Origin of the sequence: Cloacibacterium rupense (assembly GCF_014645495.1) — a bacterium.
Lineage (GTDB): Bacteria > Bacteroidota > Bacteroidia > Flavobacteriales > Weeksellaceae > Cloacibacterium > Cloacibacterium rupense.
This window is the reverse complement of record NZ_BMLV01000003.1, coordinates 252,457-278,578: the sequence shown is the minus strand read 5'-3', so window position 1 is coordinate 278,578 and position 26,122 is coordinate 252,457. Positions and strand designations below refer to the sequence as shown.

Genomic DNA, 26,122 nt, shown 5'->3' with positions numbered 1-26,122 from the left:
TCCTTATAAAATATTGTAATCACTTTTCAAATTCTTATATTTGAGAAGTGATTTTTTTGTTTTATACATGACCAAAATTAGCGTGATGATTGAAAAATTTTTAGACTATATTGCCGTAGAGAAGCGCTATTCAGAGCATACACTTACTAGTTATAAAAAAGACTTACAAGATTTTTTGTTGTTTGTTTCAAGTACAGAAAGTACAGTTGACCTTACTAAAGTAGATAAAAAGGTAATTCGTAATTTTTTAGTCCATCTCACAGAAAATCAATTCCAAAAACGAAGCATCAATAGAAAACTGTCTTCTCTCCGCAGTTTTTATCTTTTTTTGTTAAAAATAGGTGAGATAGAAGTGTCTCCTTTAGAATCTGTTTCGTCCCTCAAATTTTATGCAGAAAAGCAAATCCCAATATCTGAAGAAGAAATGAAGGAATTGTCAGGGATTTTAGATGGAGATGAAGAAAATTATTTAGAAAAAGCAATTGTAGAAACACTCTACCAAACCGGAATGAGGAAATCAGAACTTTGTAATTTGCTTTTTGATAATGTAGATTTTTCTTCTAACGAAATCAAAATCAAAGGAAAAGGAAATAAAGAAAGAATAGTCCCGATTTCGTCTATTTTGGCAGAAATTTTGTATAAGTTTATAGACATTAGAAAGCCGTTGCCAGAGAATGAGATTTATTTTTTCATTCGTGAAAATGGAAAAAAACTATCCGAAAAATTTGTGTACTCAGTTGTAAATCGCTACCTTAGTATGGTAACTTCTAAAAAGAAGAAGAGTCCACATATTTTAAGACATAGTTTTGCTACTCACGTTTTGAATAATGGGGCAGAGATTTCTAAAGTTAAAAAGTTACTCGGTCATTCTAGTTTAGCTTCTACACAAGTTTATACGAATGGCAATATTGAACAATTAAAAAAAGTGTTTAACCAGGCTCACCCAAGAGCTAATGGAGAAGATTAAATGTGAATTTGTCTTTTCTGTGTTTAAAAAAAATGTTTGCGTTATGAAAATTACAGTTCAATCTATGGGATTAACCCCTCATGCACCACTAGAAGAGTATTTAGAAAAAAAATTAATAAAATTAGACACTTTTTATGACAAGATACACGATTGTCAGGTCTTCCTAAAAGTAGAGAATACATCTTCAAAAGAAAATAAAACTGCCGAAATAAAATTAGCAGTTCCGGGAGATGATATTGTGGTAAAGAAGACTTCTGCTAGTTTTGAAGAAAGTCTAGACCTGTGTTATGATACTGCTAAGAAACTGTTAATCAAGAAAAAAGAATTGGCGTAAAAAAATATTTGATTTTTTTTTCAAAATAATTTGTAGATTTCAAAAAAACTGTCTTATATTTGCACTCGCAAAAAGGGAATAGCAGTTCTTTTGAAATCTATTTTGCCTCCATAGCTCAGTTGGCCAGAGCACGTGATTTGTAATCTCGGGGTCGTGGGTTCGAATCCCTCTGGAGGCTCATTAATTTATAAAAAACAAGCGGGGAGATTCCAGAGTGGCCAAATGGATCAGACTGTAACTCTGCTGTCTTACGACTTCGCAGGTTCGAATCCTGCTCTCCCCACTTTTTATAAATTAAAATTTGCAAGTTTTAAAAATTTTTATAAATTTGCACACCGTTTACCAACAAATTTGTAAACACAAATTGCGGAAGTAGCTCAGTTGGTAGAGCGTCAGCCTTCCAAGCTGAATGTCGCGGGTTCGACCCCCGTCTTCCGCTCAAATTAAAATCACATTCCAATTAGGCGGTATGTGATTTTTTTTTCCAAGCCGACTTAGCTCAGGGGTAGAGCGCTTCCTTGGTAAGGAAGAGGTCGTGAGTTCAAATCTCATAGTTGGCTCTAAAAAAGTCTCTCAAAATTTTCGAGAGACTTTTTTATTTAATGGAAATAAATTCATAAATTTGTACCCTCAAAAAAACGAATAATATCATAGTGTCAAATATATAGAAACTGAATATTGAAACTTTTTTTAATAAAAAGATTTTGGTATTCAAAAAATCACTATATTTGCGCACTGAAAATTTCAATAGTTAATAAATTTAAATATTAAAATCATGGCAAAGGAAACGTTTAATCGTAACAAACCACACTTAAACATTGGTACTATTGGTCACGTTGACCATGGTAAAACTACCCTTACAGCTGCTATTACTAAAGTATTAGCTGAGAAAGGATTAGCTGAAATGAAAGACTTCTCTTCTATTGACTCTGCTCCAGAAGAAAAAGAAAGAGGTATCACAATTAATACTGCTCACGTAGAGTACGAAACTGTAAACAGACACTATGCTCACGTTGACTGTCCTGGTCACGCCGACTATGTAAAAAACATGGTTACTGGTGCTGCTCAAATGGATGGAGCTATCTTAGTAGTTGCTGCTACTGATGGTCCTATGCCTCAAACTAGAGAGCACATCTTACTTTGCCGTCAGGTAAACGTACCTAGAATCGTTGTTTTCATGAACAAAGTGGATATGGTAGATGATGCTGAGTTATTAGAATTAGTAGAACTAGAAGTAAGAGATTTATTATCTTCTTATGAATATGATGGAGATAACTCTCCAGTTATTCAAGGTTCAGCTCTAGGTGCACTTAACGGTGAACCAAAATGGGTTGAAACTGTAGAAGCTCTTATGGATGCTGTAGATACTTGGATTGAATTACCAGTGAGAGATCAAGATAAACCATTCCTTATGCCAATCGAAGACGTATTCTCTATTACAGGTAGAGGTACTGTAGCAACTGGTAGAATCGAATCTGGTGTTATCAACACTGGTGATCCAGTAGATATCGTAGGTATGGGTGATGAGAAATTAACTTCTACTATCACTGGTGTAGAGATGTTCAGAAAAATCTTAGATAGAGGTGAAGCTGGTGATAACGTAGGTTTATTACTTAGAGGTATCGAGAAAACTGACATCAAGAGAGGTATGGTAATTGCTAAGAAAGATTCTGTGAAGCCACACAAAAAATTCAAAGCTGAGGTTTATGTACTTTCTAAAGAAGAAGGTGGTAGACACACTCCATTCCACAACAAATATCGTCCTCAGTTCTATGTAAGAACTACAGACGTTACAGGTGAAATCTTCTTACCAGAAGGTGTAGAGATGGTAATGCCTGGTGATAACTTAACTATCACTGTAGAATTGTTACAACCAATCGCTCTAAACGTAGGTCTTAGATTTGCAATCAGAGAAGGTGGTAGAACAGTAGGTGCTGGTCAGGTTACTGAAATCTTAGATTAATTATCTTAAATATTAAAAGCTTCCGTAAGGAAACTTACGGAGCTTTTTTAACTACGGGCATCGTCCAATGGTAGGATACCGGTCTCCAAAACCGTTGATCAGGGTTCGAATCCTTGTGCCCGTGCAAATAAAAATTATGAACTCACTAATCAATTTTATTAAAGATTCTTACTCAGAATTTAGATACAAAGTAGAATGGCCTAAATGGGCTGATCTGCAATCATCTACTATTGTGGTAGCTGTAGGGACTATTATTTTAGCGCTTTTTACTTTCGGTGTTGATTCATTATTTAGTACAGCTATTAAGAATGTTTTAGCATTATTTATCGGTTTTTTTAACTAAAATTTTTTTCCATGAGCGATTTAAAGTGGTATGTGTTGAAAGCTGTAAGTGGCCAGGAAAATAAAGTAAAGGCCTACATAGAAAGCGAAATCAAAAGATTAAACTATGATGCTTACGTAACTCAGGTGGTAATTCCTATGGAAAAAGTTATCCAAATGAGAAACGGTAAAAAAGTACCAAAAGAAAAGCCTTTTTATCCTGGTTATCTAATGGTAGAAGCTAATCTAATGGGCGAAGTACCTCACGTTATTAAAAATATTCCTGGTGTAATTTCATTTTTGAGTTTAACCAAAGGTGGTGAGCCTGTACCTATGCGTAAATCTGAAGTCAACAGAATGCTAGGTAAAATGGATGAACTTTCTGAATTTGCAGTAGAAACCAATATACCTTATGTAGTAGGAGAAAGTGTGAAAGTAATAGATGGTCCTTTCAACGGATTTAATGGAACAATCGAAAAAATTCATGAGGATAAAAAGAAAATCGAAGTTTCTGTTATGATTTTCGGAAGAAAAACACCTATGGAACTTTCTTACATGCAAGTAGAAAAATTGTAATCATTCAATTTTAAAATATAATATCAACCACTCAATTTTTGAGTGGTTTTTTATTTATAATACATAAATTTGAAAGGCAAAATGCGAATTACCTTACAAAACGGAAGGCCTACCTACGAAAGAAAATTATTATCAAAAGAATACGAAGAATTTCTAAAACACAATACTTTGCCCGAAGCTAATTTTAGGTTTCATTAAAAATTGGTATTTTTATGGAATAATTATCATGGATTGTAAATTCGTGACATCGAGAGCAAATTAATTAACAAATGAGCTTTTTTAAAAGATGACTCAAAGACCAAAAAGGTGGGTGAAGTAATTGTAGATGAAAAAACAAAAGATAAAATTTAACAATGATTATTTCAAAATTATATAATAAGAACCATTTATTCTTTATACTATTTATTTTTATTGGATTTATTTATTCATTATATAATTATTTTAATTATCAAAAAATCATTAATGAATATCTTCCTATTGAAAAAGTTGTTATTGGGCAGAGTTGCAGAGCTTACACCAAACTTGCTTCGGGTGTATATATAAAGAATGGAAATAAGGTATATAATGTAAAATTAGATTATGGCAATTGTATAAAATATCCACCCAATAGCAAGATTTATGTTATATATGACAAACAAAATGATTCTTATATTTATCCAGTTGAAGAATATAACACAGGTAGGATATACTTTTTAGGAATTATTCTATTAATCTCTATAATTCCTTGGACATATTTATTGGAATTTAAAAATTCTAACAAAGGAAAAAAGTAATTTGAAATATCTCGATGTTGTAGATTTGCAATCTTGACTAATAATATTTTTTAAAAATTCTTTCTAAAAATCAACGCACTAACTATTGCAGATTCAAAAAAAAATCTTAATTTTGCACCCTGAAAAGTGAGTTAGAAAAGTGAGATAATCTAACTTACTGATTTATAAATGCTTCCACATTCATAAATTAAAAATTTTTAAAAATTAAACAATGGCTAAAAAAGTCTTTAAAATGGTGAAACTCCAAGTGAAAGGTGGCGCTGCCAATCCTTCACCTCCAGTTGGTCCTGCATTAGGTTCTGCTGGGGTAAACATTATGGAGTTTTGTAAACAATTTAATGGAAGAACACAAGACAAGCCAGGGCAAGTTTTACCTGTTCTAATTACTGTTTACGAAGATAAGTCTTTCGAATTCGTAATTAAAACTCCACCAGCTGCAATCCAATTAATGGAAGCTGCTAAGGTAAAAGGAGGTTCTGGAGAACCAAACAGAGTAAAAGTAGGTTCTGTAACTTGGGAACAAGTGAAAAAAATCGCCGAAGATAAAATGGCTGATTTGAACTGTTTTACTATGGATTCTGCATTATCAATGGTTGCAGGTACTGCTCGTTCTATGGGATTGAGAGTAACTGGAACAAAACCGTCTAACGCTTAATACTTATTGAAATGGCAAAATTAACGAAAAAGCAAAAAGAAGTTGCAAGCAAAGTAGAGAAAAACAAGGTGTATAGCCTAGAAGAAGCTTCTGCATTAGTAAAAGAATTGAACTATGCTAAGTTTGATGCTTCTGTTGACCTCGCGGTTAGATTAGGGGTAGATCCTAGAAAAGCAAACCAAATGGTAAGAGGTGTAGTATCTCTTCCTCACGGTACAGGTAAAGATGTGAAAGTATTAGCATTAGTAACTCCAGATAAAGAAGCAGAAGCTAAAGAAGCAGGTGCAGATTATGTAGGATTAGATGAATACTTACAAAAAATAAAAGAAGGTTGGACAGATGTAGACGTAATCGTTACTATGCCTGCAGTTATGGGTAAACTAGGTCCATTAGGAAGAATCTTAGGTCCTAGAGGTCTTATGCCAAACCCAAAATCTGGTACTGTAACTATGGAAGTTGGTAAAGCTGTTGCAGAAGTAAAAGCTGGTAAAATTGATTTTAAAGTAGATAAATACGGTATTATCCACGCGGGTATTGGTAAAGTATCTTTCGATGCTGCTAAATTAAAAGAAAACGCTGCTGAATTAATTCACACGTTAATTAAATTAAAACCAACTGCGGCTAAAGGTACTTACGTAAAATCTATCTACCTTTCTTCTACAATGAGTCCGGGGATTGCAATTGATACTAAATCTGTTAACTAAAATCTGAAAGACAATGACAAAAGAAGAAAAAGTATTAGTAATACAAGAAGTTAAAGATATGTTACAAGACGCTAAAGTAGTGTATGTAGCAAATCTTGAAGGATTGAATGCTGCTCAAACTTCAGATTTTAGAAGACAAGCATTTAAAAATAACATCAAGCTTAAAGTAGTAAAAAATACTTTACTACAAAAAGCAATGGAGCAAATAGAAGGTGTAGATTATTCAGAAATGTTCCCTTCATTTAAAGGTAACACTGCTGTAATGATTGCAGAAACTGCTAATGCTCCTGCTAAATTGATCCAAGGTTTCAGAAAAAAAGATGCTATACCAGCTCTTAAATCTGCTTACTTACAAGAAACTTTCTATGTAGGTGATGAAAACCTAGATACATTAGCAAACATTAAGTCTAGAGAAGAAATGATTGGTGAAATCATCGGATTACTTCAATCTCCAATCCAAAGATTGATTTCTGCTTTAGAAAACAAAGAAGAAGCTAAAGGTGCAAAAACTGAGGAGGCTCCAGCTGTAGAAGCTGCTCCAGAAGTAGTAGCTGAAGCTCCTGCAACAGAAGAAACTCCAGAAGCTCCTGCGGCTGAAGGTGAAGCTCCTGCTGCGGAATAATTAAAATGTCTCAAATAGACACTCAAAAAAAATAACATAAATCGTTCAACAATTTAAACATTAATACAATGTCAGATTTAAAAAATTTAGCTGAAACGCTAGTAAACCTAACTGTAAAAGACGTAAACGAACTTGCTGCTATCCTTAAGGATGAGTACGGAATTGAGCCTGCTGCTGCTGCTGTAGTTGTAGCTGCTGGTGGAGCTGCTGATGCTGCTGAAGAAAAAACTGAATTCGACGTAATCCTTAAATCAGCTGGTGCTTCTAAATTAGCTATCGTTAAATTAGTAAAAGATTTAACAGGTGCAGGTCTTAAAGAAGCTAAAGATATGGTAGATGGTGCTCCAACTGCTATTAAAGAAGGTGCTTCTAAAGACGAAGCTGAAGCTCTTAAGAAACAATTAGAAGAAGCTGGTGCAGAAGTAGAATTAAAATAATCTATTTACACCAAATAAGACTTAGACCTTCCCAATTATGGGTAGGTCTATGTCTATTTTAAGAGTTAAATTTTTCATTAAACTTAACTTGTTGATTTTCAATATTTTGAAAATTTTTAAATTCAAGAAAAAAATATTTTGCACTACGCTGTGAAAAGATATACCAGTGTTGCAGTTAGAAATGTAGAAAGCTAGATGCAGGAAGCAGGATGTTAAACATCTGGCATCTAACATCAAACACTCTGCATTTTTGATATTTTTTAAAATAAAGTAAAATATTTTTTAACCCAACTTTTCTTACCATTTTATGAGTAAATCAAAAGCTATCTCAAGCACTCAGGAAAATCAAAGAATTAACTTTTCTTCTGCGAAAGGAAATGTTGTAACACCGGATTTCTTAGATATCCAGTTACAATCTTTCAAAGAATTTTTCCAGTTAGATACCCTTCCTGAGGACAGAGTGAATGAAGGTCTTTACAAGACTTTCCAAGAAAATTTTCCTATCACAGACTCTAGAAACCAGTTCGTTTTAGAATTTCTAGATTATTTGGTAGATTCACCTCGTTATTCTATTGATGAATGCGTGGAAAGAGGATTGACCTATTCAGTTCCTCTAAAAGCAAGACTTAAATTATACTGTACAGACCCAGAACACGAAGATTTCCAAACTGTAATTCAAGATGTATATTTAGGTCCAGTTCCTTACATGACACCTTCTGGTTCTTTCATCATCAATGGTGCCGAAAGAGTAGTGGTAACACAGTTACACAGATCTCCGGGGGTATTCTTCGGGCAGACTTATCATGCTAACGGAACTAAACTTTACTATTCAAGAATTATCCCTTTCAAAGGATCTTGGATGGAATTTACTACGGATATCAATAACGTAATGTATGCGTATATTGACCGTAAAAAGAAATTACCACTTACTACTCTTTTAAGAGCTATTGGTTATGAATCTGATAAAGAAATTCTTCAGATTTTTGACTTGGCAGAAGAAGTAAAAGTGTCTAAAGCAAATCTTAAAAAAGTTCAAGGTAGAACTTTAGCAGCTAGAGTATTGAATACTTGGTTCGAAGATTTCGTAGACGAAGATACTGGTGAGGTAGTTTCTATCGAAAGAAATGAAATTATCCTTGATAGAGAAACTATTTTAGAAAAAGAACATCTAGACCTTATTTTGGATGCTGGTGTTAAGTCTATCTTAATCCACAACGAAAATAGTGGTGAGTTCTCTATCATTCAAAATACTTTACAAAAAGACCCTACCAACTCAGAAAAAGAAGCGGTAGAGTACATTTATCGTCAGTTACGTAACGCAGATCCACCAGATGAAGAAACTGCAAGAGGAATTATCGAAAAATTATTCTTCTCTGAACAAAGATATTCTCTAGGTGAAGTAGGACGTTATAGATTGAACAAAAAATTAGGTCTTAATATTCCTACTACTACAGAAGTTCTTACCAAAGAAGATATTATCTCTATCGTAAGACACTTGATAGAATTGGCTAATTCTAAAACTGAAGTAGATGATATCGACCACTTATCAAACAGAAGAATAAAAACTGTTGGTGAGCAATTGGCAGGTCAATTTGGTGTAGGTCTTTCTAGAATTGCAAGAACAATTAAAGAAAGAATGAACGTAAGAGATAACGAAATCTTTACGCCATTAGACTTAGTAAATGCTAAAACATTAACTTCAGTAATCAATTCATTCTTTGGTACCAACCAGCTTTCTCAGTTTATGGACCAAACCAACCCATTGTCTGAAATCACTCACAAGAGAAGATTATCAGCATTAGGACCTGGTGGTTTATCAAGAGAAAGAGCAGGTTTTGAGGTTCGAGACGTTCACCATACTCACTATGGTAGAATTTGTCCGATCGAAACTCCTGAAGGACCAAACATCGGTTTGATTTCTTCATTAGGATGTTATGCAAAAATCAATACTTTAGGTTTCATAGAAACACCTTATAGAAAAGTAGAAAATGGTAAAGTAGATTTCTCTGCTGCTCCTATTTTCTTAAATGCAGAAGACGAAGAAGGTAAAGTGATTGCTCAGGCAAACGTAGATTTAGCAGAAGATGGTACATTTAATACAGAGAGAGTTATTGCTCGTCTAGATGGTGACTATCCTGTGGTAACTCCTACAGAAGTAGAATTATTAGATATTGCACCTAACCAGATTGCTGGTATTTCTGCATCTTTAATTCCTTTCTTAGAGCATGATGATGCGAACCGTGCTTTGATGGGATCTAACATGATGCGTCAGGCTGTTCCTTTATTAAAACCAGAAGCACCTGTAGTTGGTACTGGTTTAGAAAAACAAGTAGCTGCTGATTCTAGAATTCTAATCAATGCAGACGGAAATGGTGTTGTAGAATACGTAGATGCTGATAAAATTGTAATTAAATACGAAAGAAGCGAAGACGAAGATTTAGTACAATTCGAATCTGCTACTAAAACTTATAACCTTACTAAGTTTAGAAAAACAAACCAATCTACTACCATTACTCTTAGACCAAACGTGAGAGTAGGTGATACCGTAGTAAAAGGACAAGTGCTTTGTGATGGTTATGCTACCGAAAAAGGAGAATTAGCTCTTGGTAGAAACCTTACTGTAGCCTTCATGCCTTGGAAAGGGTATAACTTCGAGGATGCAATTGTAATCAACGAAAAAGTAGTAAGAGAAGACTGGTTTACTTCTATTCACGTAGATGAATATTCACTAGAAGTAAGAGATACCAAACTAGGTATGGAAGAACTGACAGCTGATATACCAAACGTTTCTGAAGAGGCTACTAAAGATCTTGACGAAAACGGTATGATTAGAATTGGTGCAGAAGTGAAACCTGGTGATATCCTTATTGGTAAAATCACTCCAAAAGGTGAATCTGACCCTACTCCAGAAGAAAAACTATTGAGAGCAATCTTCGGTGACAAAGCTGGTGATGTAAAAGATGCTTCTTTGAAAGCAGATTCTTCATTAAGAGGGGTAGTTATCGACAAAAAATTATTCTCAAGAAATATTAAAGATAAGAAGAAGAGAACAGAAGAAAAGTTAAAACTTGAAGAAATCGAAAATAGATACAAAGCTCAGTTCGATCAATTAAGAAATACTCTTCTAGAAAAACTCAATACTCTAGTTAATGGTAAAACTTCTCAAGGTGTTAATAACGACTTAGAAGAAGAAATCATTCCTAAAGGGGCTAAGTTTACGCTGAAACTTCTTCAATCTGTAGAAGATTATGTAAACGTAAGCGGTTCTGATTGGACAGTAGATGCAGACAAAAATGATTTAATTAAACAATTAATTCATAACTATAAAATTAAGTATAATGATATTCAAGGGGTTAAAAACCGTGAGAAATATGCTATTTCTATCGGAGATGAGCTACCTGCAGGTATCATAAAACTAGCAAAAGTTTACATCGCTAAAAAACGTAAATTAAATGTAGGTGATAAAATGGCAGGTCGTCACGGTAACAAAGGTATTGTGTCTAGAATCGTAAGAGAAGAAGATATGCCATTCTTAGAAGACGGAACTCCAGTAGATATCGTATTGAATCCACTAGGGGTACCTTCTCGTATGAACATCGGGCAGATTTACGAAACCGTTTTAGGATGGGCTGGTAAAAAATTAGGCTTAAAATTTGCTACCCCAATCTTTGATGGTGCAAGCTTAGACCAAATTACTGAATATACAGAAAAAGCTGGTTTACCAATCTACGGAAGTACTTATTTATATGATGGTGGTACCGGTGAGAGATTTACTCAGCCTGCTACAGTAGGGGTAATTTATATGTTGAAACTAGGTCACATGGTAGATGACAAGATGCACGCACGTTCTATTGGTCCTTATTCATTAATTACTCAGCAACCTCTAGGTGGTAAAGCACAATTCGGAGGTCAGAGATTCGGAGAGATGGAGGTTTGGGCACTAGAAGCATTCGGTGCATCTAACATCTTGAGAGAAATCTTAACTGTGAAATCAGACGACGTAATCGGTAGAGCGAAAACGTATGAAGCAATCGCAAAAGGGGAGGCTATGCCAGAACCTGGTATTCCAGAATCTTTCAACGTATTGTTACACGAATTACAAGGTCTAGGTCTTGATATAAGATTGGAAGAGTAATCCTCAATTTTTAATTTTTATTTGAACAAATTATGTCAAAAAATAAATCAAGTAGATTTAATAAAATCACCATCGGTTTAGCTTCGCCAGAAATTATTCTTCAAGAATCTAAAGGAGAAGTTTTAAAACCTGAAACGATTAATTATAGAACGCACAAACCTGAAAGAGACGGTTTGTTCTGCGAGAAAATCTTCGGACCTGTAAAGGATTACGAATGTGCTTGTGGAAAATATAAGAGAATTCGTTACAAAGGTATCGTTTGCGACCGTTGTGGTGTAGAAGTAACCGAGAAAAAAGTACGTAGAGAGAGAATTGGGCATATCAATTTGGTAGTTCCTGTTGCTCACATCTGGTATTTCCGTTCACTTCCAAACAAAATTGGTTACCTTTTAGGATTACCTTCTAAAAAATTAGATATGATTATTTACTACGAAAGATACGTAGTAATCCAACAAGGTATTGCCAAAAAAGCAGATGGTTCTGATTTCGAAGATAAAGAATTCCTTACAGAAGAAGAATACCTTGATATCTTAGAAACTCTTCCTATTGAAAATCAATATTTAGATGATTCAGACCCAAATAAGTTTGTTGCTAAAATGGGTGCTGAAGCGGTAGAAGAATTATTAAAAAGAATAGACTTAGATGCGCTTTCTTTTGATCTTCGTCACAAAGCTCACAACGAATCTTCTAAACAAAGAAGAACTGAAGCATTAAAAAGATTAAATGTAGTAGAAGCACTTAGAGGAGCTAATACTAGAATGATCAATAAGCCAGAATGGATGATTATGCGTGTGCTTCCTGTAATACCACCAGAACTAAGACCTTTAGTTCCATTGGATGGAGGACGTTTCGCAACATCAGATTTAAATGACCTTTACAGAAGAGTAATCATTAGAAATAACCGTCTAAAGAGACTTCTTGAGATTAAAGCTCCAGAAGTAATCCTTAGAAATGAGAAGCGTATGCTTCAGGAAGCGGTAGATTCTTTATTTGATAACACTAGAAAATCTTCAGCTGTAAAATCAGAATCTAACAGACCTTTGAAATCACTTTCAGATTCATTGAAAGGAAAACAAGGTCGTTTCCGTCAAAACTTATTAGGGAAAAGGGTAGATTACTCTGCACGTTCGGTAATTGTTGTAGGTCCAAATCTTCAACTTCACGAGTGTGGTATCCCGAAAGATATGGCAGCGGAACTTTACAAACCATTCATTATCAGAAAACTGATTGAAAGAGGTATTGTAAAAACAGTAAAATCTGCAAAAAGAATTATCGATAGAAAAGAACCTGTAGTTTATGATATTCTAGAAAACGTGATGAAAGGTCACCCTGTTCTTCTAAACAGAGCACCTACGCTTCACAGATTGGGTATCCAAGCGTTCCAGCCTAAAATGATTGAAGGTAAAGCAATCCAACTTCACCCATTGGTAACAACGGCTTTCAACGCCGACTTCGATGGTGACCAGATGGCGGTACACTTACCTCTAGGGCCAGAAGCTATTCTAGAAGCTCAATTGTTAATGCTAGGTTCTCAGAATATCTTGAACCCTGCTAATGGTTCTCCTATCACTGTACCTTCTCAGGACATGGTTTTGGGTCTTTATTTCATGACCAAAGAATTAAGTTCTACTGAAGATATGAAAGTGAAAGGTGAAGGTTTAGTATTCTACTCTCCAGAAGAAACAGAAATTGCGTATGCTGAAGGTAGAGTTTCTCTTAATGCTAAAGTTAGATGTAGATTACCATTCAAAACTGAAGAAGGAGAAATTGTAACTAAACTTCAAGAAACTACGGTAGGTAGAATTTTATTTAACCAAATTGTACCTAAACAAGTAGGATACATCAATGAATTATTGACTAAAAAATCATTAAGAAACGTTATTGGTAAAATCTTAGCAGATACAGATTTCCCAACTACGGTTAAGTTCCTTGATGATATGAAGAACCTAGGTTATATGAACGCTTTCAAAGGCGGTCTTTCATTCTCACTGGCTGATATTGTAGTACCAGCAGAAAAGAAAACCATGATTGCTCAAGCAATTGAAACGGTAGATGAGATTAAAGGAAACTATAACATGGGTCTTATCACAGATACAGAACGTTATAACCAAGTTATTGACGTTTGGACAAATACCAATGCTGGTCTTACAGAAATGATTATGAGCAGAATGAAATCTGACCAAGGTGGTTTCAACTCTGTATATATGATGCTAGATTCTGGGGCAAGGGGTTCTAAAGAACAGATTCGTCAGTTATCTGGTATGAGAGGTTTGATGGCAAAACCACAAAAAGCTGGTGCTGTAGGTGCTGAGATTATCGAAAACCCGATTATTGCAAACTTTAAAGAAGGTTTATCAATCTTGGAATACTTTATCTCTACCCACGGTGCTCGTAAAGGTCTTGCAGATACCGCTCTTAAAACTGCAGATGCTGGTTACCTTACAAGAAGATTGGTAGACGTAGCTCAAGACGTTATCATAACAGAAGATGATTGTGGTACATTGAGAGGTACAGAAGTTTCTGCATTGAAAAAGAATGACGAAATCGTAGAAAAACTTTCTGAAAGAATCTTAGGTAGAGTTTCTCTTCACAATGTTTACGATCCAGAATCAGATGAAATTTTAGTTAATGCAGATGAAATCATCAACGAAGAATTAGCTAAAAAAATAGAAGCAGCAGGTATAGAAACTGTTGAAGTACGTTCGCCACTTACTTGTGAAGCTAAAAAAGGTATCTGTGCTAAATGTTACGGTAGAAACCTAGCTACTGGAAAACCAATTCACATGGGTGAAGCAGTAGGTGTAATTGCTGCACAATCTATCGGTGAACCAGGTACTCAGTTAACCTTGAGAACCTTCCACCAAGGGGGTACAGCAGGTAACGTTTCAGAAAATCCTACTATCGTTGCTAAGAGAGATGGTATCGTAGAAATGGACGAATTGAGAACTATTACTTCTGAAGATGAAAACGGAAATGAAGCTGAAATTGTAATCTCTCGTTCTACCGAATTTAGATTAGTAGCAGATAATGCAGCTAGAACTCCATTGATGGTAGCTAACGTACCTTATGGTTCCGCACTTTCTGTAAAACCTGGTGATAAAGTGAAAAAAGGTGATCTTATCGCAAGATGGGATCCGTATAACGCGGTTATCATTGCTGAAACAGCTGGTAAAGTAGAATACGAAGACATCATCCAAGGTATTTCTTTCCAATTAGAAATTGACGAACAAACTGGTTTCGAAGAAAAAGTAATCTCTGAATCTAGAAATAAAAAAGCAATTCCTACATTGAAAGTAGTAGACTCTAAAGGAGTAGAGCAAAAAGCTTACAACTTACCAGTAGGTGCCCACTTAATGGTTAACGATGGTGAAAAAATTAAGGCAGGTAAAGTCTTAATCAAAATCCCAAGAAAATCTGCAAAAGCAGGGGATATCACCGGAGGTCTTCCGAGAGTTACCGAATTATTCGAAGCGAGAAATCCTTCTAACCCTGCAGTAGTTACAGAGATAGACGGTGTAGTTTCTTATGGTAAAATTAAGAGAGGTAACCGTGAGTTGGTAGTAGAATCTAAAACAGGTGAGGTGAAGAAATATTTAGTAAAACTTTCTAACCAAATCTTAGTTCAGGAAAATGACTTCGTGAGAGCTGGTTCACCACTTTCTGATGGTTCTGTAACTCCTGATGATATCCTAAAAATCAAAGGGCCTACTGCCGTACAAGAATACTTAGTAAACGAAATTCAAGAAGTTTACCGTTTACAAGGGGTAAAAATTGATGACAAACATTTTGAAATCATCGTAAGACAGATGATGACAAAAGTTGAAATTGTAGATGGTGGTGATACCCAATTCTTAGAAGGTGCTTTAGAACACAAATACGACTTCTTAGAAGAAAACAACAGAGTTTTCGGATTAAAAGTAGTAACTGAACCAGGTGATTCTAAAATCTTCAAAGCAGGTCAAATGATTACTGCTAGAGAATTGAGAGACGAAAACTCTAAACTGAAGAGAGAAGACCTTCAGTTAGTAGAAGTTCGTGAAGCCCTTACGGCTACTGCAACTCCTGTACTACAAGGTATTACAAGAGCAGCACTACAGACCAAGTCATTTATGTCTGCGGCATCTTTCCAAGAAACTACTAAAGTTCTAAACGAAGCAGCGGTGTCTGGTAAAGTTGATGAACTTAACGGTCTTAAAGAAAACGTAATTGTAGGTCACAGAATTCCTGCAGGTACAGGTCTTAAAGTTTACCAAAATGTAATTGTAGGTTCTAACAAAGAATTCGAAGAATTAAATTAAAAAATATAGGTTTAAAGAATGATTTTTGTTCTTTAAACCTTATTTTTGTAAAAGAATAAATTAATATTTAACAATTAAATCTTATAACAATGGATAATAACCAAAACCAAGATCAAAACATCAATATCCAATTAAACGAAATGGTAGCTGCTGGTGCATATTGCAACTTAGCATTAGTAAACCACTCTCCATCTGAATTCGTTTTAGATTTCATCCAATTAATGCCAGGTGTACAACAAGCTCACGTAAGAAGTAGAGTAATCCTAGCTCCACTTCACGCTAAGAGAGTTTTAGCTGCATTAGAGCAAAATATCCAAAACTATGAAGCTCAATTTGGAGAAATCAAAGAAGTTGAACCTTTCGTACTAGGAGGAGGAAACGCTCAAGCTTAATAATAATTATTACTATTAGCATATACAATCCCGGCATTTTTGTCGGGATTTTTTTATTAAGAAATACCTTCACTTTTGATGAAAAGTCTTTAATTTTGTAGTAAATATTCACAATGAGAAATCTTACCTACATACTATTTATTTTTGTCTTTTCTTTTTCTTTTTCTCAAAATAAATCTGCAGATACTGCACAAGTAGTAGTCCCAAATAGAACAAATTCTGCATTAGCCAAAGAAAAACCCTATTTAATTTTAATTTCTGCAGATGGTTTCAGGTATGATTACGCCAAAAAATACAACGCCGAAAATCTCTTAAATCTTTCTAAACAAGGTGTAAGTGCAAAGGCTATGTTGCCAACTTTTCCCAGTATAACTTTCCCAAACCATTGGTCTTTAATCACAGGTTTGTATCCTTCTCATCACGGGTTGGTAGATAATTTTTTCTATGATTATTCTAGAAAAGAATTTTATGCCATGAGCAAAAAAGAAAATGCAGAAGACGGTTCTTGGTACGGTGGTACTCCGCTTTGGAGTTTGGCTGAAAAGCAAGGTGTAGTTTCTGCATCTTTACATTGGGTTGGTTCTGCAAGTGAAGCAGGTGGTGCTAGACCAACGTATTATTACCATTACCACGAAAAATTCACTCCTGAAGAAAAAATTTCTAAAGTGATTAATTGGTTGAAATTACCAGAAGACGTTCGCCCGCACTTTATTTCACTATATTTTCCAGAGGTAGATGCTGCTGGTCATCATTATGGTCCAGAATCAGAAGAAGCTAAAAATTCTGTAAAATTGGTAGACTCAGCCGTTGGAAATTTAGTGAAAAAAGTAAACGAACTGGGTCTTAAAAATGTAAATTTTATTTTCGTTTCAGACCACGGAATGATAAAAGTTGATAAAGAAAATCCGCTCTATATACCAGAAATATTACTTGATAAAGAACGTTTTGATATTTTTAATTCTCAAACTTTATTGAGAGTAATAGTTAAAAATCCTAATGAAATAGAAACTATTTATCATCAATTAAAAGATGCTAAATCAGATGATTATAAAGTAATTTTAACCAAAAGATTTCCTAGGAAATTACATTATGGGACCAAAGATGACAAGTATAATAGGATTGGTCAGATTCTTTTAGTACCGAACGCTCCTAAGATATTTTTAGAAAAAGGAAAATCTACTTCTGTAGGAAAGCACGGCTATAATCCTAGAAAAACTCCTGAAATGAAGGCAGTTTTTTACGCTTGGGGTGATGTTTTTAAAAATAATCTTGAGATTAATGAATTCTCAAACGTAAATGTTTATCCATTGGTGGCAGAAATTCTAGGTCTCAAAATTACAGAACCAATAGACGGTAAAGTTTCTGTTTTACAAAAAACTTTGAAATAAGTATTCATTCAAACTCCTCAAAAGGAATTTTAAGTTGTACCGAAATTTGTTTTTTTTCTTCTGTGTTGAGGTTAGAAAGTGATAAACCAAGCAATCTGATGGCTTTGTTGTAGGGTCTCAGTTCCCAAAGTTTTTTAGAAGTCTCGTAGAAATCTTGTGCATTTTCAAAATAAATTTCTTGAGTTTTACTTCTTGTGAACTGAGAAAAATCTTTGTATTTGATTTTCAGTGTCAGGGTTTTCCCTTTGATTTCTTTTTTAGAAAGTCTGGCTTCTAGTTCTTCACTCAGCGATTTTAATTTTTGGTCAACTTGTTCATCTTCATTGATGTCATCCCAAAAAGTATGTTCTACCGCTACACTTTTTTGTATTCTGTTGGGTTTTACTTCACCGTTGTGTATTCCTCTTACTACATTGTAATAATAAGCGCCAGATTTTCCGAAAAGTCTCATCAGTTCTTCTAATGTCTTTGCCTTCAAATCTTTTCCTTTAAAGATTTGCAAACTGTACATTTTATTAGCAGTAACTTTTCCAATCCCGTAGAATTTTTCTATGGGAAGTTCTTCTAAAAATTCTAAAATTTGACTTGGATGAATGGTTTTTTGACCATTTGGTTTATTAATATCAGAAGCTACTTTTGCCAAAAATTTATTAACAGAAATTCCAGCTGAGGCGGTAAGTCCAGTTTCCTCAAAAATTCTTTTTCTAATTTCTCTGGCGATTAGATTGGCAGATTCTATTCCCTTTTTGTTTTCGGTTACATCTAGGTAAGCTTCATCTAGAGAAAGTGGTTCTACCAAATCTGTGTATTCGTGGAAAATAGCACGTATTTTTTGTGAAATTTCTTTGTATCTGGCAAATCTGTGTGGAACAAAGATTAAATGTGGGCATTTTTCTTTGGCAATTTTGCTGGGCATGGCAGAGCGTACCCCAAATTTTCTTGCTTCATAGCTAGCTGCCGAAACCACACCTCGGTGTCCGCCTCCTACTGCTATTGGTTTTCCTTTTAGTTCAGGATTGTCATGCTGCTCTACGGATGCATAAAATGCATCCATATCTACATGTATGATTTTCCTTTTTGGGATTTCCATACACAAAGATAATGATTTAGTAAATTTTTATTTAGAAATAAAAAAACGCTTCAAAAAACTTGAAACGTTCTATTTTTTACTTTAATCTTCCAACTTTTATGGGTAATTCTTCACCAATCCTTTTACTACTTTTATCACATTTGGCATGGCTTTGTTGGCTGCTTCTAGCACTTCTTCGTGCGAAACGGTGAAGGCAATTTCTGGTCCTCCAACATCAGTAATGATAGAAATTCCGAAGCAGTCCATTCCCATATGTTTTGCTACAATTACTTCTGGTACGGTACTCATTCCTACAGCATCGCCTCCTATTGCTCTTACCATTCCGTATTCAGCAGGTGTTTCAAAAGTAGGGCCTTGCAGTGCTAAATAAACACCTTTGTGAACAGAAATTCCTTCATTTTTTGCAACTTCTTCGGCTACAGCAATCATTTTTCTGTTGTATGGCTCGCTCATGTCTACAAATCGAGGGCCTAGTTCATCAATGTTTTTACCACGAAGCGGATGTTCAGGCATCATATTGATATGATCATCAATAATCATAATATCTGCCACTCTAAAATTAGGATTTACACCTCCAGATGCATTAGAAACAATTAAATTTTGAATTCCTAACAGCTTAAAAACCCTAAAAGGAAAAGTCACAGTTTCCATACTATGCCCTTCATAATAGTGAAATCTACCGCTCATCATCAGCACTTTTTTGCCTTCTAAGATTCCGTAGATTAATTTACCACCATGTCCAGCAACTGTAGTTTGTGGGAAGTTAGGAATTTCGTGATATTCTAAGGTATGTATAGCTTCTACTTCATTTTGTAATTTGCCAAGCCCTGAGCCAAGAACAATAGCGAAATCTGGAACATCATTTATGATATTCTTGATGAATTCTGCTGTTTGTTTAATTTTTTGTAACATAGTTTTCTATAATTTGGTTGAATTCATCCATGCGGTCTATTTCTACATTGATGGGCCAATAGTAGATTTTTTCTCTCATAAAATCAAAATATTTTAAGCGTACAAAATCTTTTTCAGTAGTCAAAATAATTTTGTATTCGCCTAATTTTTGATATTCTTTTTTGATGTTTTCTATGTCTGCTATGGTAAAAGAATGATGGTCACCATATTTCAGGTGCTTTATTTTTTGAGTATATTTTTGTAGTTCTTTTAAGACAAGACTAGGATTTGCAATTCCTGTAACCAAAAGGATGTCATAATAATTAAGGTTCTGAACCGGAATTTGTTGGCGTTTATTCACCACATTTTCATCATAATTAATGCTAGAAAAAAAAACTTTTTGGTAATGTTTTGGCTTTATTTTATTGATGAAAAATTGCTTTTTTTCCTCAGTCAGAATTTCGGGACATTTAGTCACTACTATTACATCTGCACGCTTTGCACCTCTTCTGCTTTCTCTTAAATTACCTGCTGGTAAAAGAAAATCTTTAAAATAAGGATCGTTATAATCAGTTAATAAAATATTGAAACCTGGTTTTATTCTTCTGTGCTGATAGCTGTCATCTAGCAAAAGAACATCCAAATCCATATCTTCAATAATTTTTTTTGCTCCGAAAACTCGGTCTTCGCAAACTCCAATTACAAATCTATTTCTGAAACGTTCAAACAACTGCATAGCTTCGTCACCTACCATTTTGTAAGTGCTGTCATAATTCACAATTCCGTAGCCTTTTGTTTTTCTTCCGTAGCCTCTAGATAAAACACCTGTTCTGAAATTTTTTGACAATAAATCTGCCAAATACATCACCATTGGCGATTTTCCACTTCCGCCAACAGATAAATTTCCGACGCCAATCATCGGAGTTTTAAATTTCGTAGAAGATAAAATTCCCCAATTGTACATTTTGTTTCTAACAGATGTCACAAAATGATAAATTAAGGAAAAAGGGTAGAGATACCATCTTTTCATAGATTGCAAAATTACAATTTTTTTTAAGGATTTTACAATGCTAAAGTCTCTAACTTTTCAACAATCGTCTTTGAGATTAGATTTTCTTTTGATAGCGCATCTTTTTCTTATATTTGTACGTAGATACATATACTTATGATTTTATCAATGACAGGCTTTGGGAGAGCCGAAGGGATTTTTGAAGGAAAAAAAATTACGATAGAACTAAAATCTCTCAACAGTAAATCTTTTGATTTAAACATCAGAATTCCGCTTAGATACAAAGAAAAAGAATTCGAAGTAAGAAAATATTTAAACGATACCATTTTCAGAGGAAAAGTAGATTGCTATATCAATTGCGAAAATATAGAAGACGTAAATGATGTGAAAATCAACCAAGACATTGTAAAAGCATATATCAATCAATTAAGAGAAATATCACCCAACGCCGAAGAATGGGAATACCTGAAAATGGCCATCAGAATGCCAGAAGCCATCAACGGAAAACCAGCAGAACTGAATGATGATGAATGGCAATTTCTGCTAAGTTTGGTAAAAGAAGCCGTAGCAAAATTTGTAGATTTCAGAAAAACCGAAGGCGCTAATCTACACGAAGAACTTTCTAAAAATCTTAAAAATATTGAAGAAAATCTAGCCAAAGTCATTCCTTATGAAGAAGAAAGAATGATTGCGGTGAAAGAGCGTTACCAAAATACTTTGAAGGAATTCGAAAATGTAGATGAAACCAGATTTTATCAAGAAATGGCTTACTACACCGAAAAATTAGATATTTCCGAAGAAAAAGTAAGGCTAGCGCAACACTTGAAATACTATAATGAAGTAATGAAAAATGAAGAGTTGAACGGTAAAAAACTAGGTTTTATTTCGCAAGAAATTGGCAGGGAAATCAATACTTTGGGTTCAAAAGCCAATCATCACGAAATCCAAAAATTGGTAGTGATGATGAAAGACGATTTAGAAAAAATAAAAGAACAAACGCTTAATGTATTATAATTGATGAATGATAAATGATAATTGATATAAAATTTACTTTCAAATTATATTGATTTTCAAAAATGGCATCATTCATCACTCATCACTTATCATTTATGAATAACAAAGTTATCATATTTTCAGCGCCTTCAGGAAGTGGAAAAACCACTTTAGTAAAACACTGTTTACAGATTTTTCCGCAATTGCAATTTTCTGTTTCAGCAACCACTAGAGCTTTGAGAGGCGAAGAAATTCACGGAAAAGATTATTTTTTCCTTTCGGTAGAAGAATTTAAAAAACTGATTTCAGAAGACGCTTTTGTAGAATTTGAGGAAGTTTATACTGATAAATTCTACGGAACTTTAAAATCAGAAGTAGAAAGAACTTGGAGCGAAGGAAAAGTCGTAATTTTTGATGTAGATGTAGTGGGTGGAGTAAATTTGAAGAAAAAATTTGGTGAAAAAGCATTGTCTATTTTCATTGCGCCACCTTCTATTGATGAATTGGAACGAAGATTGATATCTAGAGCTACAGATGATTTAGAAACCATCAAAACCAGAGTTGCCAAAGCCAAACACGAAATGTCTTACGCAGAAGAATTTGATGAAATTGTAATCAATGACGATTTAAAAACTTCCAAAAAAGAAATCGAACGTTTGGTAGAGAAATTTATTGAGAATTAATTCTTAATCAAACAACATCAAACAATTCAAACAACATCAAACAAAATAAACAAATGAAACATACATTAGACACTGCCATTTCAAATATGCCTGTAAAAGGATTTTTAGATTTAAAAGAATTCCAAATTCCTCAAGGTGAAGAATTGGTGAAAGCCATTTTAGAGCTTAAAAAAGAAAAAAATGCGGTGATTTTGGCGCATTATTATCAGCCAGGCGAAATTCAAGATATTGCAGATTATCTCGGAGATTCTCTTCAATTAGCTAGAGCGGCAAAAGATACCGATGCAGATATGATTGCGTTTTGCGGTGTTCATTTTATGGCAGAAGCGGCAAAAATTTTGAACCCAACTAAAAAAGTGGTTTTACCAGATTTATTGGCGGGTTGTAGTTTAGCAGATGGTTGTAGTGGTGAAGGTTTACGAGAGATGCGTGAAAAACATCCTAATGCTCTTATCGCAACTTACATCAATTGTAATGCAGAAACCAAGGCAGAATCAGACATCATCGTTACCAGTTCTAATGCAGAAACCATTATCAATGCATTGCCAAAAGATAAACCAATAATTTTCGCACCAGATAAAAATTTGGGAAAATATTTAGAGAAAAAAACGGGCAGAAATATGATTTTATGGAACGGAAGCTGCATCGTTCACGAAGCTTTTTCTATGGAAAGAATTGCCAAACAAATGGCAGAAAATCCTGATGCTAAACTCATCGCACATCCAGAATCTGAAACTGCGGTTTTAGATTTGGCGCATTTTATTGGCTCTACATCTGCTCTTTTAAATTATGTAGAAAATGATGATTGTCAGAAATTTATCGTAGCTACAGAAGAAGGAATTCTCCACGAAATGAAAAAACGTGCTCCAGAAAAAGAACTCATTCCGGCTTTGGTGTATGACGAAAGTTGCAATTGTTCAGAATGTTTCTTTATGAAAAGAAATACTTTAGAAAAGTTGTATTTGTGCATGAAATACGAACTTCCAGAAATCACAATGGAGGAAGAACTTCGTGTAAAAGCATTGAAACCAATTGAAGCAATGTTAGAATTGAGCAAAACAATCAAATAATTATAAAATTAAAATAATAGGGCGTTCAGAGATTTTCTGAACGTTTTTTTTGTTGAAAATTACATTTTTTCAATTGTTTACAATTAATTAACACGATTTTTCGTAAAAAAATTTTCGTTTTTAAAATAAATTCATACATTTGTCTTGTAAAAGATGAATTACTCACAAAACATACCTGTTTTTCTAACTTCTGAAATCAATTTTTCAGGAGCATCTTCTTGCATTATTTATACAATTACTACAACTACAATTATTACCCCGTAATTGGGGTTCATTATTACATATCAACATTCGCGATGTTGCTCTTGGGTTAAGAGCGAGAAAAATTCAGTTATTTAATATTTCCTTAAAAAAATAAATTATGAAAGTCCTAAAATTTGGAGGAACTTCTGTGGCAAAAGCCCAAAACATACTTTTAATAGAAAAAATAGTTAAAAAAGAATCGTCAGAAAATAGAGTAGTAGTGGTAGTTTCCGCATTGTCTAGCGTTACCGATGGTTTAATTTCTGCCGCAGAATCTGCTTCTGCCAAAAACGAGAATTATTCTGAAACTATTAAAGCTCTTGAAGAAAAACACTTAGAATTTGTAAAAAATTTATTGCCAATCACAGAACAAAGTTCTTGGTTGAGCTTCGTGAAAAAGAATTTCAATGATATCGAAGATATCTGCAACGGAATTTACGTTTTAGGCGAATTTACGCCAAGAATTAAAGATAAAATTACAGCTTACGGAGAATTTTTATCTTCAAATATTATCGCTGCTAAGTTGAAATCTAATGGTTTAGATTGCGTTTGGTTAGATTCTAGAAATTACATCAAAACCAATAGCAATTTTACAGATGCAAAGGTAAATTTTGAACTAACCAATGCAACACTTCAAACATATTTTAAGGAAAACAAACAACAAATTACGCTTGCTCCAGGCTTTATTGCTTCGGATGTTGATGGTAATGTCACCACTTTAGGACGTGGTGGTTCAGATTTCACGGCTTCTATTATTGCAGCATCGGTGAAAGCTCAAGAATTACAAATTTGGACTGATGTTTCAGGAATGATGACAGCAGATCCTAGGTTGGTTTCTAATGCCAAAATTATTCACAAAATTTCTTACCAAGAAGCGATGGAATTGTCGCATTTTGGTGCGAAAGTGATTTATCCGCCTACAATTCAGCCTGTTATGGATAAAAACATTGATTTGTGGATTAAAAATACTTTTGCAGCCGATGATTTTGGAACGCTAATTTCTCATACAAAAACTGAAAATGACAACAACGTAGCAGTTGGAATTTCAAATCTAAGCAAAGTGGCACTACTTACTTTAGAAGGTAGCGGAATGATTGGCATTCCTGGTGTTTCTGCGAAATTATTTCAATGTTTGAGCCAAGAAAAAATTAATGTTATTTTAATTACTCAGAGTTCTTCAGAACATTCTATCACGGTAGCAATCAACGAAAGTGATGTTGAAAAAGCAGAAAAAGCATTGAATTACGCTTTCGAAGATGATTTAAAATTACACAAAATTGATCCAGTTAAAGTGGAAAAATCTTTGGCAATCATCGCTTTGGTTGGAGAAAATATGAAGAGCAGAAGTGGTGTAAGTGCTAAACTTTTTGGCGGTTTAGGAAATAACGGTGTGAATGTAAGAGCGATTGCACAAGGTTCTTCAGAGAAAAATATCAGTGTGGTAATTTCTGATAAAGATGTAAAAAAAGCGGTAAATGTACTTCACGAAGAGTTTTTTGAATCTGAAATTAAGCAAGTTCATCTTTATATTTGTGGCGTCGGAAATGTAGGTTCTAAACTCATCCAACAAATTTATTCTCAAAATAAATATTTGAACGAAAATCTTATAATGAATCTTAGAGTTGCAGGTTTAACGAACAGTACCAAAATGGTTTTCAATGATCAAGGCATTCAAGAAGAGGAATTTAAAGACGCTTTACACAATGGCGAACCTTCTACTCCGCATAAATTTGCAGAAGAAATTATCAATAGAAATCTTAGAAATTCTGTATTTGTAGATGTTACTGCTAATGCAAAAGTGGTGGATATTTATGAAGATTTATTGAAAAAAAGTGTGAGTGTGGTGGCGTGTAACAAGATTGCAGCAGCTTCAGACTTTGAAAATTATAAAAAATTGAAAAATTTAGCCAAAAATCACAGCAGTAAATTTTTCTTTGAAACCAATGTTGGTGCAGGTTTGCCAATCATCGGGACGATTAATGATTTGATTAGAAGTGGTGATAAAATTACTTCGATTCAAGCGGTTTTAAGTGGAACTTTGAACTTTGTTTTCAATAATTATGACGGAAGCAAAACATTCTCTGAAGTGGTAAGACAGGCTCAGAAAGAAGGTTTTACAGAACCAGATCCTAGATTAGATTTGGCAGGAACAGACGTTGCCAGAAAAATTTTGATTTTAGCGAGAGAAGCTGGTTATCAATTACAATTTGATGAAATAGAAAATGAAGCATTTTTACCTGCAAAATGTATGGAAGGAAGCGTGGAAGATTTCTATCAGTCAATGACGGAATACGAAGAGCATTTCAGAAAATTATTAGAAGAAGCAAAAGCAGAAGGTAAAATTTTGAAATACGTTGCTGATTTCAAAGATGGAAAAGCGAAAGTGGGATTGCAAAAAATCTCGCCAGAAAGCGATTTGTATCACTTATACGGGAAAGATAATATTGTGATTTTTAAAACATTAAGATATTCTGAACAACCATTAGTGGTAAAAGGAGCAGGAGCAGGAGCGGAAGTTACTGCAAGTGGAGTTTTTGCAGATATTGTGCGTTCAGTTTAAATTGAAATACTCACAGAT

21 protein-coding genes and 5 tRNA genes are annotated in these 26,122 nt (G+C 34.2%); 23 read left to right on the top strand and 3 right to left on the bottom strand.

The window, feature by feature from the left end; genetic code table 11:
• The first annotated feature begins 85 nt into the window (after positions 1 to 85).
• The 19 genes from IEW40_RS08975 to IEW40_RS08885 all read left to right on the top strand — a co-directional run bounded on the left by IEW40_RS08975 (position 86) and on the right by IEW40_RS08885 (position 17,565).
• Positions 86 to 967, top strand: a complete 882-nt coding sequence (locus IEW40_RS08975) for a phage lytic cycle repressor MrpR family protein (protein WP_188617751.1) — start codon at positions 86 to 88, stop codon at positions 965 to 967.
• A gap of 43 nt (positions 968 to 1,010) precedes the next feature.
• On the top strand, positions 1,011 to 1,301 hold the full coding sequence (locus IEW40_RS08970) for an HPF/RaiA family ribosome-associated protein (RefSeq protein WP_188617750.1): 291 nt from the start codon (positions 1,011 to 1,013) through the stop codon (positions 1,299 to 1,301).
• Between the two features lie 104 nt (positions 1,302 to 1,405).
• Positions 1,406 to 1,479, top strand: a tRNA-Thr gene (locus IEW40_RS08965).
• A 22-nt stretch (positions 1,480 to 1,501) separates the two neighbouring features.
• Positions 1,502 to 1,584 (top strand) — tRNA-Tyr (locus tag IEW40_RS08960).
• Between the two features lie 83 nt (positions 1,585 to 1,667).
• Positions 1,668 to 1,740: transfer RNA gene (locus IEW40_RS08955), tRNA-Gly, on the top strand.
• Positions 1,741 to 1,789: 49 nt separating this feature from the next.
• Positions 1,790 to 1,861 (top strand) — tRNA-Thr (locus IEW40_RS08950).
• A 215-nt stretch (positions 1,862 to 2,076) separates the two neighbouring features.
• Positions 2,077 to 3,264, top strand: a complete 1,188-nt coding sequence (tuf, locus tag IEW40_RS08945; protein WP_188617749.1) for an elongation factor Tu — start codon at positions 2,077 to 2,079, stop codon at positions 3,262 to 3,264.
• A 53-nt stretch (positions 3,265 to 3,317) separates the two neighbouring features.
• Positions 3,318 to 3,388, top strand: a tRNA-Trp gene (locus IEW40_RS08940).
• A 12-nt stretch (positions 3,389 to 3,400) separates the two neighbouring features.
• Positions 3,401 to 3,607, top strand: coding sequence for a preprotein translocase subunit SecE (gene secE / locus IEW40_RS08935; RefSeq protein ID WP_188617748.1), 207 nt, complete (start codon positions 3,401 to 3,403; stop codon positions 3,605 to 3,607).
• A gap of 11 nt (positions 3,608 to 3,618) precedes the next feature.
• Entirely contained in the window at positions 3,619 to 4,161 is a 543-nt protein-coding gene (nusG, locus tag IEW40_RS08930; RefSeq protein WP_188617747.1) for a transcription termination/antitermination protein NusG, read from the top strand.
• 353 nt (positions 4,162 to 4,514) lie between these two features.
• Positions 4,515 to 4,934 carry a hypothetical protein gene (locus IEW40_RS08925; protein ID WP_188617746.1) on the top strand — a complete coding sequence of 140 codons (420 nt, stop codon included), beginning with the start codon at positions 4,515 to 4,517 and terminating at the stop codon, positions 4,932 to 4,934.
• Positions 4,935 to 5,145: 211 nt separating this feature from the next.
• Positions 5,146 to 5,589: a 50S ribosomal protein L11 gene (gene rplK, locus IEW40_RS08920; RefSeq protein ID WP_069799571.1), complete on the top strand. Its 444-nt coding sequence runs from the start codon at positions 5,146 to 5,148 to the stop codon at positions 5,587 to 5,589.
• Positions 5,590 to 5,600: 11 nt separating this feature from the next.
• A complete protein-coding gene (gene rplA, locus IEW40_RS08915; RefSeq protein WP_188617745.1) occupies positions 5,601 to 6,293 on the top strand; it encodes a 50S ribosomal protein L1 in 693 nt (230 codons plus the stop codon).
• Positions 6,294 to 6,306: 13 nt separating this feature from the next.
• Positions 6,307 to 6,915 (top strand): 50S ribosomal protein L10, encoded by a 609-nt coding sequence (rplJ, locus tag IEW40_RS08910; protein ID WP_188617744.1) that lies wholly within the window; start codon positions 6,307 to 6,309, stop codon positions 6,913 to 6,915.
• Positions 6,916 to 6,983: 68 nt separating this feature from the next.
• Entirely contained in the window at positions 6,984 to 7,352 is a 369-nt protein-coding gene (gene rplL, locus IEW40_RS08905) for a 50S ribosomal protein L7/L12 (protein ID WP_104794381.1), read from the top strand.
• A 307-nt stretch (positions 7,353 to 7,659) separates the two neighbouring features.
• On the top strand, positions 7,660 to 11,487 hold the full coding sequence (gene rpoB, locus IEW40_RS08900) for a DNA-directed RNA polymerase subunit beta (RefSeq protein ID WP_188617743.1): 3,828 nt from the start codon (positions 7,660 to 7,662) through the stop codon (positions 11,485 to 11,487).
• A 29-nt stretch (positions 11,488 to 11,516) separates the two neighbouring features.
• Complete coding sequence (rpoC, locus tag IEW40_RS08895) at positions 11,517 to 15,785, top strand: DNA-directed RNA polymerase subunit beta' (protein ID WP_188617819.1); 4,269 nt, start codon at positions 11,517 to 11,519, stop codon at positions 15,783 to 15,785.
• An 89-nt stretch (positions 15,786 to 15,874) separates the two neighbouring features.
• Entirely contained in the window at positions 15,875 to 16,177 is a 303-nt protein-coding gene (locus IEW40_RS08890) for a DUF3467 domain-containing protein (protein ID WP_188617742.1), read from the top strand.
• A 113-nt stretch (positions 16,178 to 16,290) separates the two neighbouring features.
• Positions 16,291 to 17,565 (top strand): alkaline phosphatase family protein, encoded by a 1,275-nt coding sequence (locus IEW40_RS08885; RefSeq protein WP_188617741.1) that lies wholly within the window; start codon positions 16,291 to 16,293, stop codon positions 17,563 to 17,565.
• A 4-nt stretch (positions 17,566 to 17,569) separates the two neighbouring features.
• Here IEW40_RS08885 and dinB read toward each other — a convergent pair whose 3' ends face one another.
• From dinB to lpxK, 3 genes are all read right to left on the bottom strand, one after another.
• The gene (dinB, locus tag IEW40_RS08880) at positions 17,570 to 18,655 is read right to left on the bottom strand and encodes a DNA polymerase IV (RefSeq protein WP_188617740.1); all 1,086 of its coding nucleotides are present in this window, start codon (positions 18,653 to 18,655) and stop codon (positions 17,570 to 17,572) included.
• A gap of 96 nt (positions 18,656 to 18,751) precedes the next feature.
• On the bottom strand, positions 18,752 to 19,567 hold the full coding sequence (locus IEW40_RS08875) for a purine-nucleoside phosphorylase (protein ID WP_188617739.1): 816 nt from the start codon (positions 19,565 to 19,567) through the stop codon (positions 18,752 to 18,754).
• Positions 19,551 to 20,576 (bottom strand): tetraacyldisaccharide 4'-kinase, encoded by a 1,026-nt coding sequence (gene lpxK, locus IEW40_RS08870; protein WP_188617738.1) that lies wholly within the window; start codon positions 20,574 to 20,576, stop codon positions 19,551 to 19,553. The genes IEW40_RS08875 and lpxK overlap by 17 nt, the downstream gene beginning before the upstream one ends.
• A gap of 135 nt (positions 20,577 to 20,711) precedes the next feature.
• Here lpxK and IEW40_RS08865 point away from each other — a divergent pair, with 135 nt between their 5' ends.
• From IEW40_RS08865 to thrA, 4 genes are all read left to right on the top strand, one after another.
• Positions 20,712 to 21,569, top strand: coding sequence for a YicC/YloC family endoribonuclease (locus IEW40_RS08865; RefSeq protein ID WP_229663416.1), 858 nt, complete (start codon positions 20,712 to 20,714; stop codon positions 21,567 to 21,569).
• Positions 21,570 to 21,664: 95 nt separating this feature from the next.
• The gene (gene gmk, locus IEW40_RS08860) at positions 21,665 to 22,231 is read left to right on the top strand and encodes a guanylate kinase (RefSeq protein ID WP_188617817.1); all 567 of its coding nucleotides are present in this window, start codon (positions 21,665 to 21,667) and stop codon (positions 22,229 to 22,231) included.
• A 53-nt stretch (positions 22,232 to 22,284) separates the two neighbouring features.
• On the top strand, positions 22,285 to 23,301 hold the full coding sequence (nadA, locus tag IEW40_RS08855) for a quinolinate synthase NadA (RefSeq protein ID WP_188617737.1): 1,017 nt from the start codon (positions 22,285 to 22,287) through the stop codon (positions 23,299 to 23,301).
• 361 nt (positions 23,302 to 23,662) lie between these two features.
• Positions 23,663 to 26,104, top strand: a complete 2,442-nt coding sequence (thrA, locus tag IEW40_RS08850; protein WP_188617736.1) for a bifunctional aspartate kinase/homoserine dehydrogenase I — start codon at positions 23,663 to 23,665, stop codon at positions 26,102 to 26,104.
• The last annotated feature ends 18 nt before the right edge of the window (positions 26,105 to 26,122 follow it).

Excerpts from the sequence above, each read along its gene's own strand:
- IEW40_RS08975 (WP_188617751.1), top strand. The coding sequence starts at position 86 with ATGATTGAAAAATTTTTAGACTATATTGCCGTAGAGAAGCGCTATTCA.
- IEW40_RS08970 (WP_188617750.1), top strand. The coding sequence starts at position 1,011 with ATGAAAATTACAGTTCAATCTATGGGATTAACCCCTCATGCACCACTA.
- tuf (WP_188617749.1), top strand. The coding sequence starts at position 2,077 with ATGGCAAAGGAAACGTTTAATCGTAACAAACCACACTTAAACATTGGT.
- secE (WP_188617748.1), top strand. The coding sequence starts at position 3,401 with ATGAACTCACTAATCAATTTTATTAAAGATTCTTACTCAGAATTTAGA.
- nusG (WP_188617747.1), top strand. The coding sequence starts at position 3,619 with ATGAGCGATTTAAAGTGGTATGTGTTGAAAGCTGTAAGTGGCCAGGAA.
- IEW40_RS08925 (WP_188617746.1), top strand. The coding sequence starts at position 4,515 with ATGATTATTTCAAAATTATATAATAAGAACCATTTATTCTTTATACTA.
- rplK (WP_069799571.1), top strand. The coding sequence starts at position 5,146 with ATGGCTAAAAAAGTCTTTAAAATGGTGAAACTCCAAGTGAAAGGTGGC.
- rplA (WP_188617745.1), top strand. The coding sequence starts at position 5,601 with ATGGCAAAATTAACGAAAAAGCAAAAAGAAGTTGCAAGCAAAGTAGAG.
- rplJ (WP_188617744.1), top strand. The coding sequence starts at position 6,307 with ATGACAAAAGAAGAAAAAGTATTAGTAATACAAGAAGTTAAAGATATG.
- rplL (WP_104794381.1), top strand. The coding sequence starts at position 6,984 with ATGTCAGATTTAAAAAATTTAGCTGAAACGCTAGTAAACCTAACTGTA.
- rpoB (WP_188617743.1), top strand. The coding sequence starts at position 7,660 with ATGAGTAAATCAAAAGCTATCTCAAGCACTCAGGAAAATCAAAGAATT.
- IEW40_RS08890 (WP_188617742.1), top strand. The coding sequence starts at position 15,875 with ATGGATAATAACCAAAACCAAGATCAAAACATCAATATCCAATTAAAC.
- IEW40_RS08885 (WP_188617741.1), top strand. The coding sequence starts at position 16,291 with ATGAGAAATCTTACCTACATACTATTTATTTTTGTCTTTTCTTTTTCT.
- dinB (WP_188617740.1), bottom strand. The coding sequence starts at position 18,655 with ATGGAAATCCCAAAAAGGAAAATCATACATGTAGATATGGATGCATTT.
- IEW40_RS08875 (WP_188617739.1), bottom strand. The coding sequence starts at position 19,567 with ATGTTACAAAAAATTAAACAAACAGCAGAATTCATCAAGAATATCATA.
- lpxK (WP_188617738.1), bottom strand. The coding sequence starts at position 20,576 with ATGAAAAGATGGTATCTCTACCCTTTTTCCTTAATTTATCATTTTGTG.
- IEW40_RS08865 (WP_229663416.1), top strand. The coding sequence starts at position 20,712 with ATGATTTTATCAATGACAGGCTTTGGGAGAGCCGAAGGGATTTTTGAA.
- gmk (WP_188617817.1), top strand. The coding sequence starts at position 21,665 with ATGAATAACAAAGTTATCATATTTTCAGCGCCTTCAGGAAGTGGAAAA.
- nadA (WP_188617737.1), top strand. The coding sequence starts at position 22,285 with ATGAAACATACATTAGACACTGCCATTTCAAATATGCCTGTAAAAGGA.
- thrA (WP_188617736.1), top strand. The coding sequence starts at position 23,663 with ATGAAAGTCCTAAAATTTGGAGGAACTTCTGTGGCAAAAGCCCAAAAC.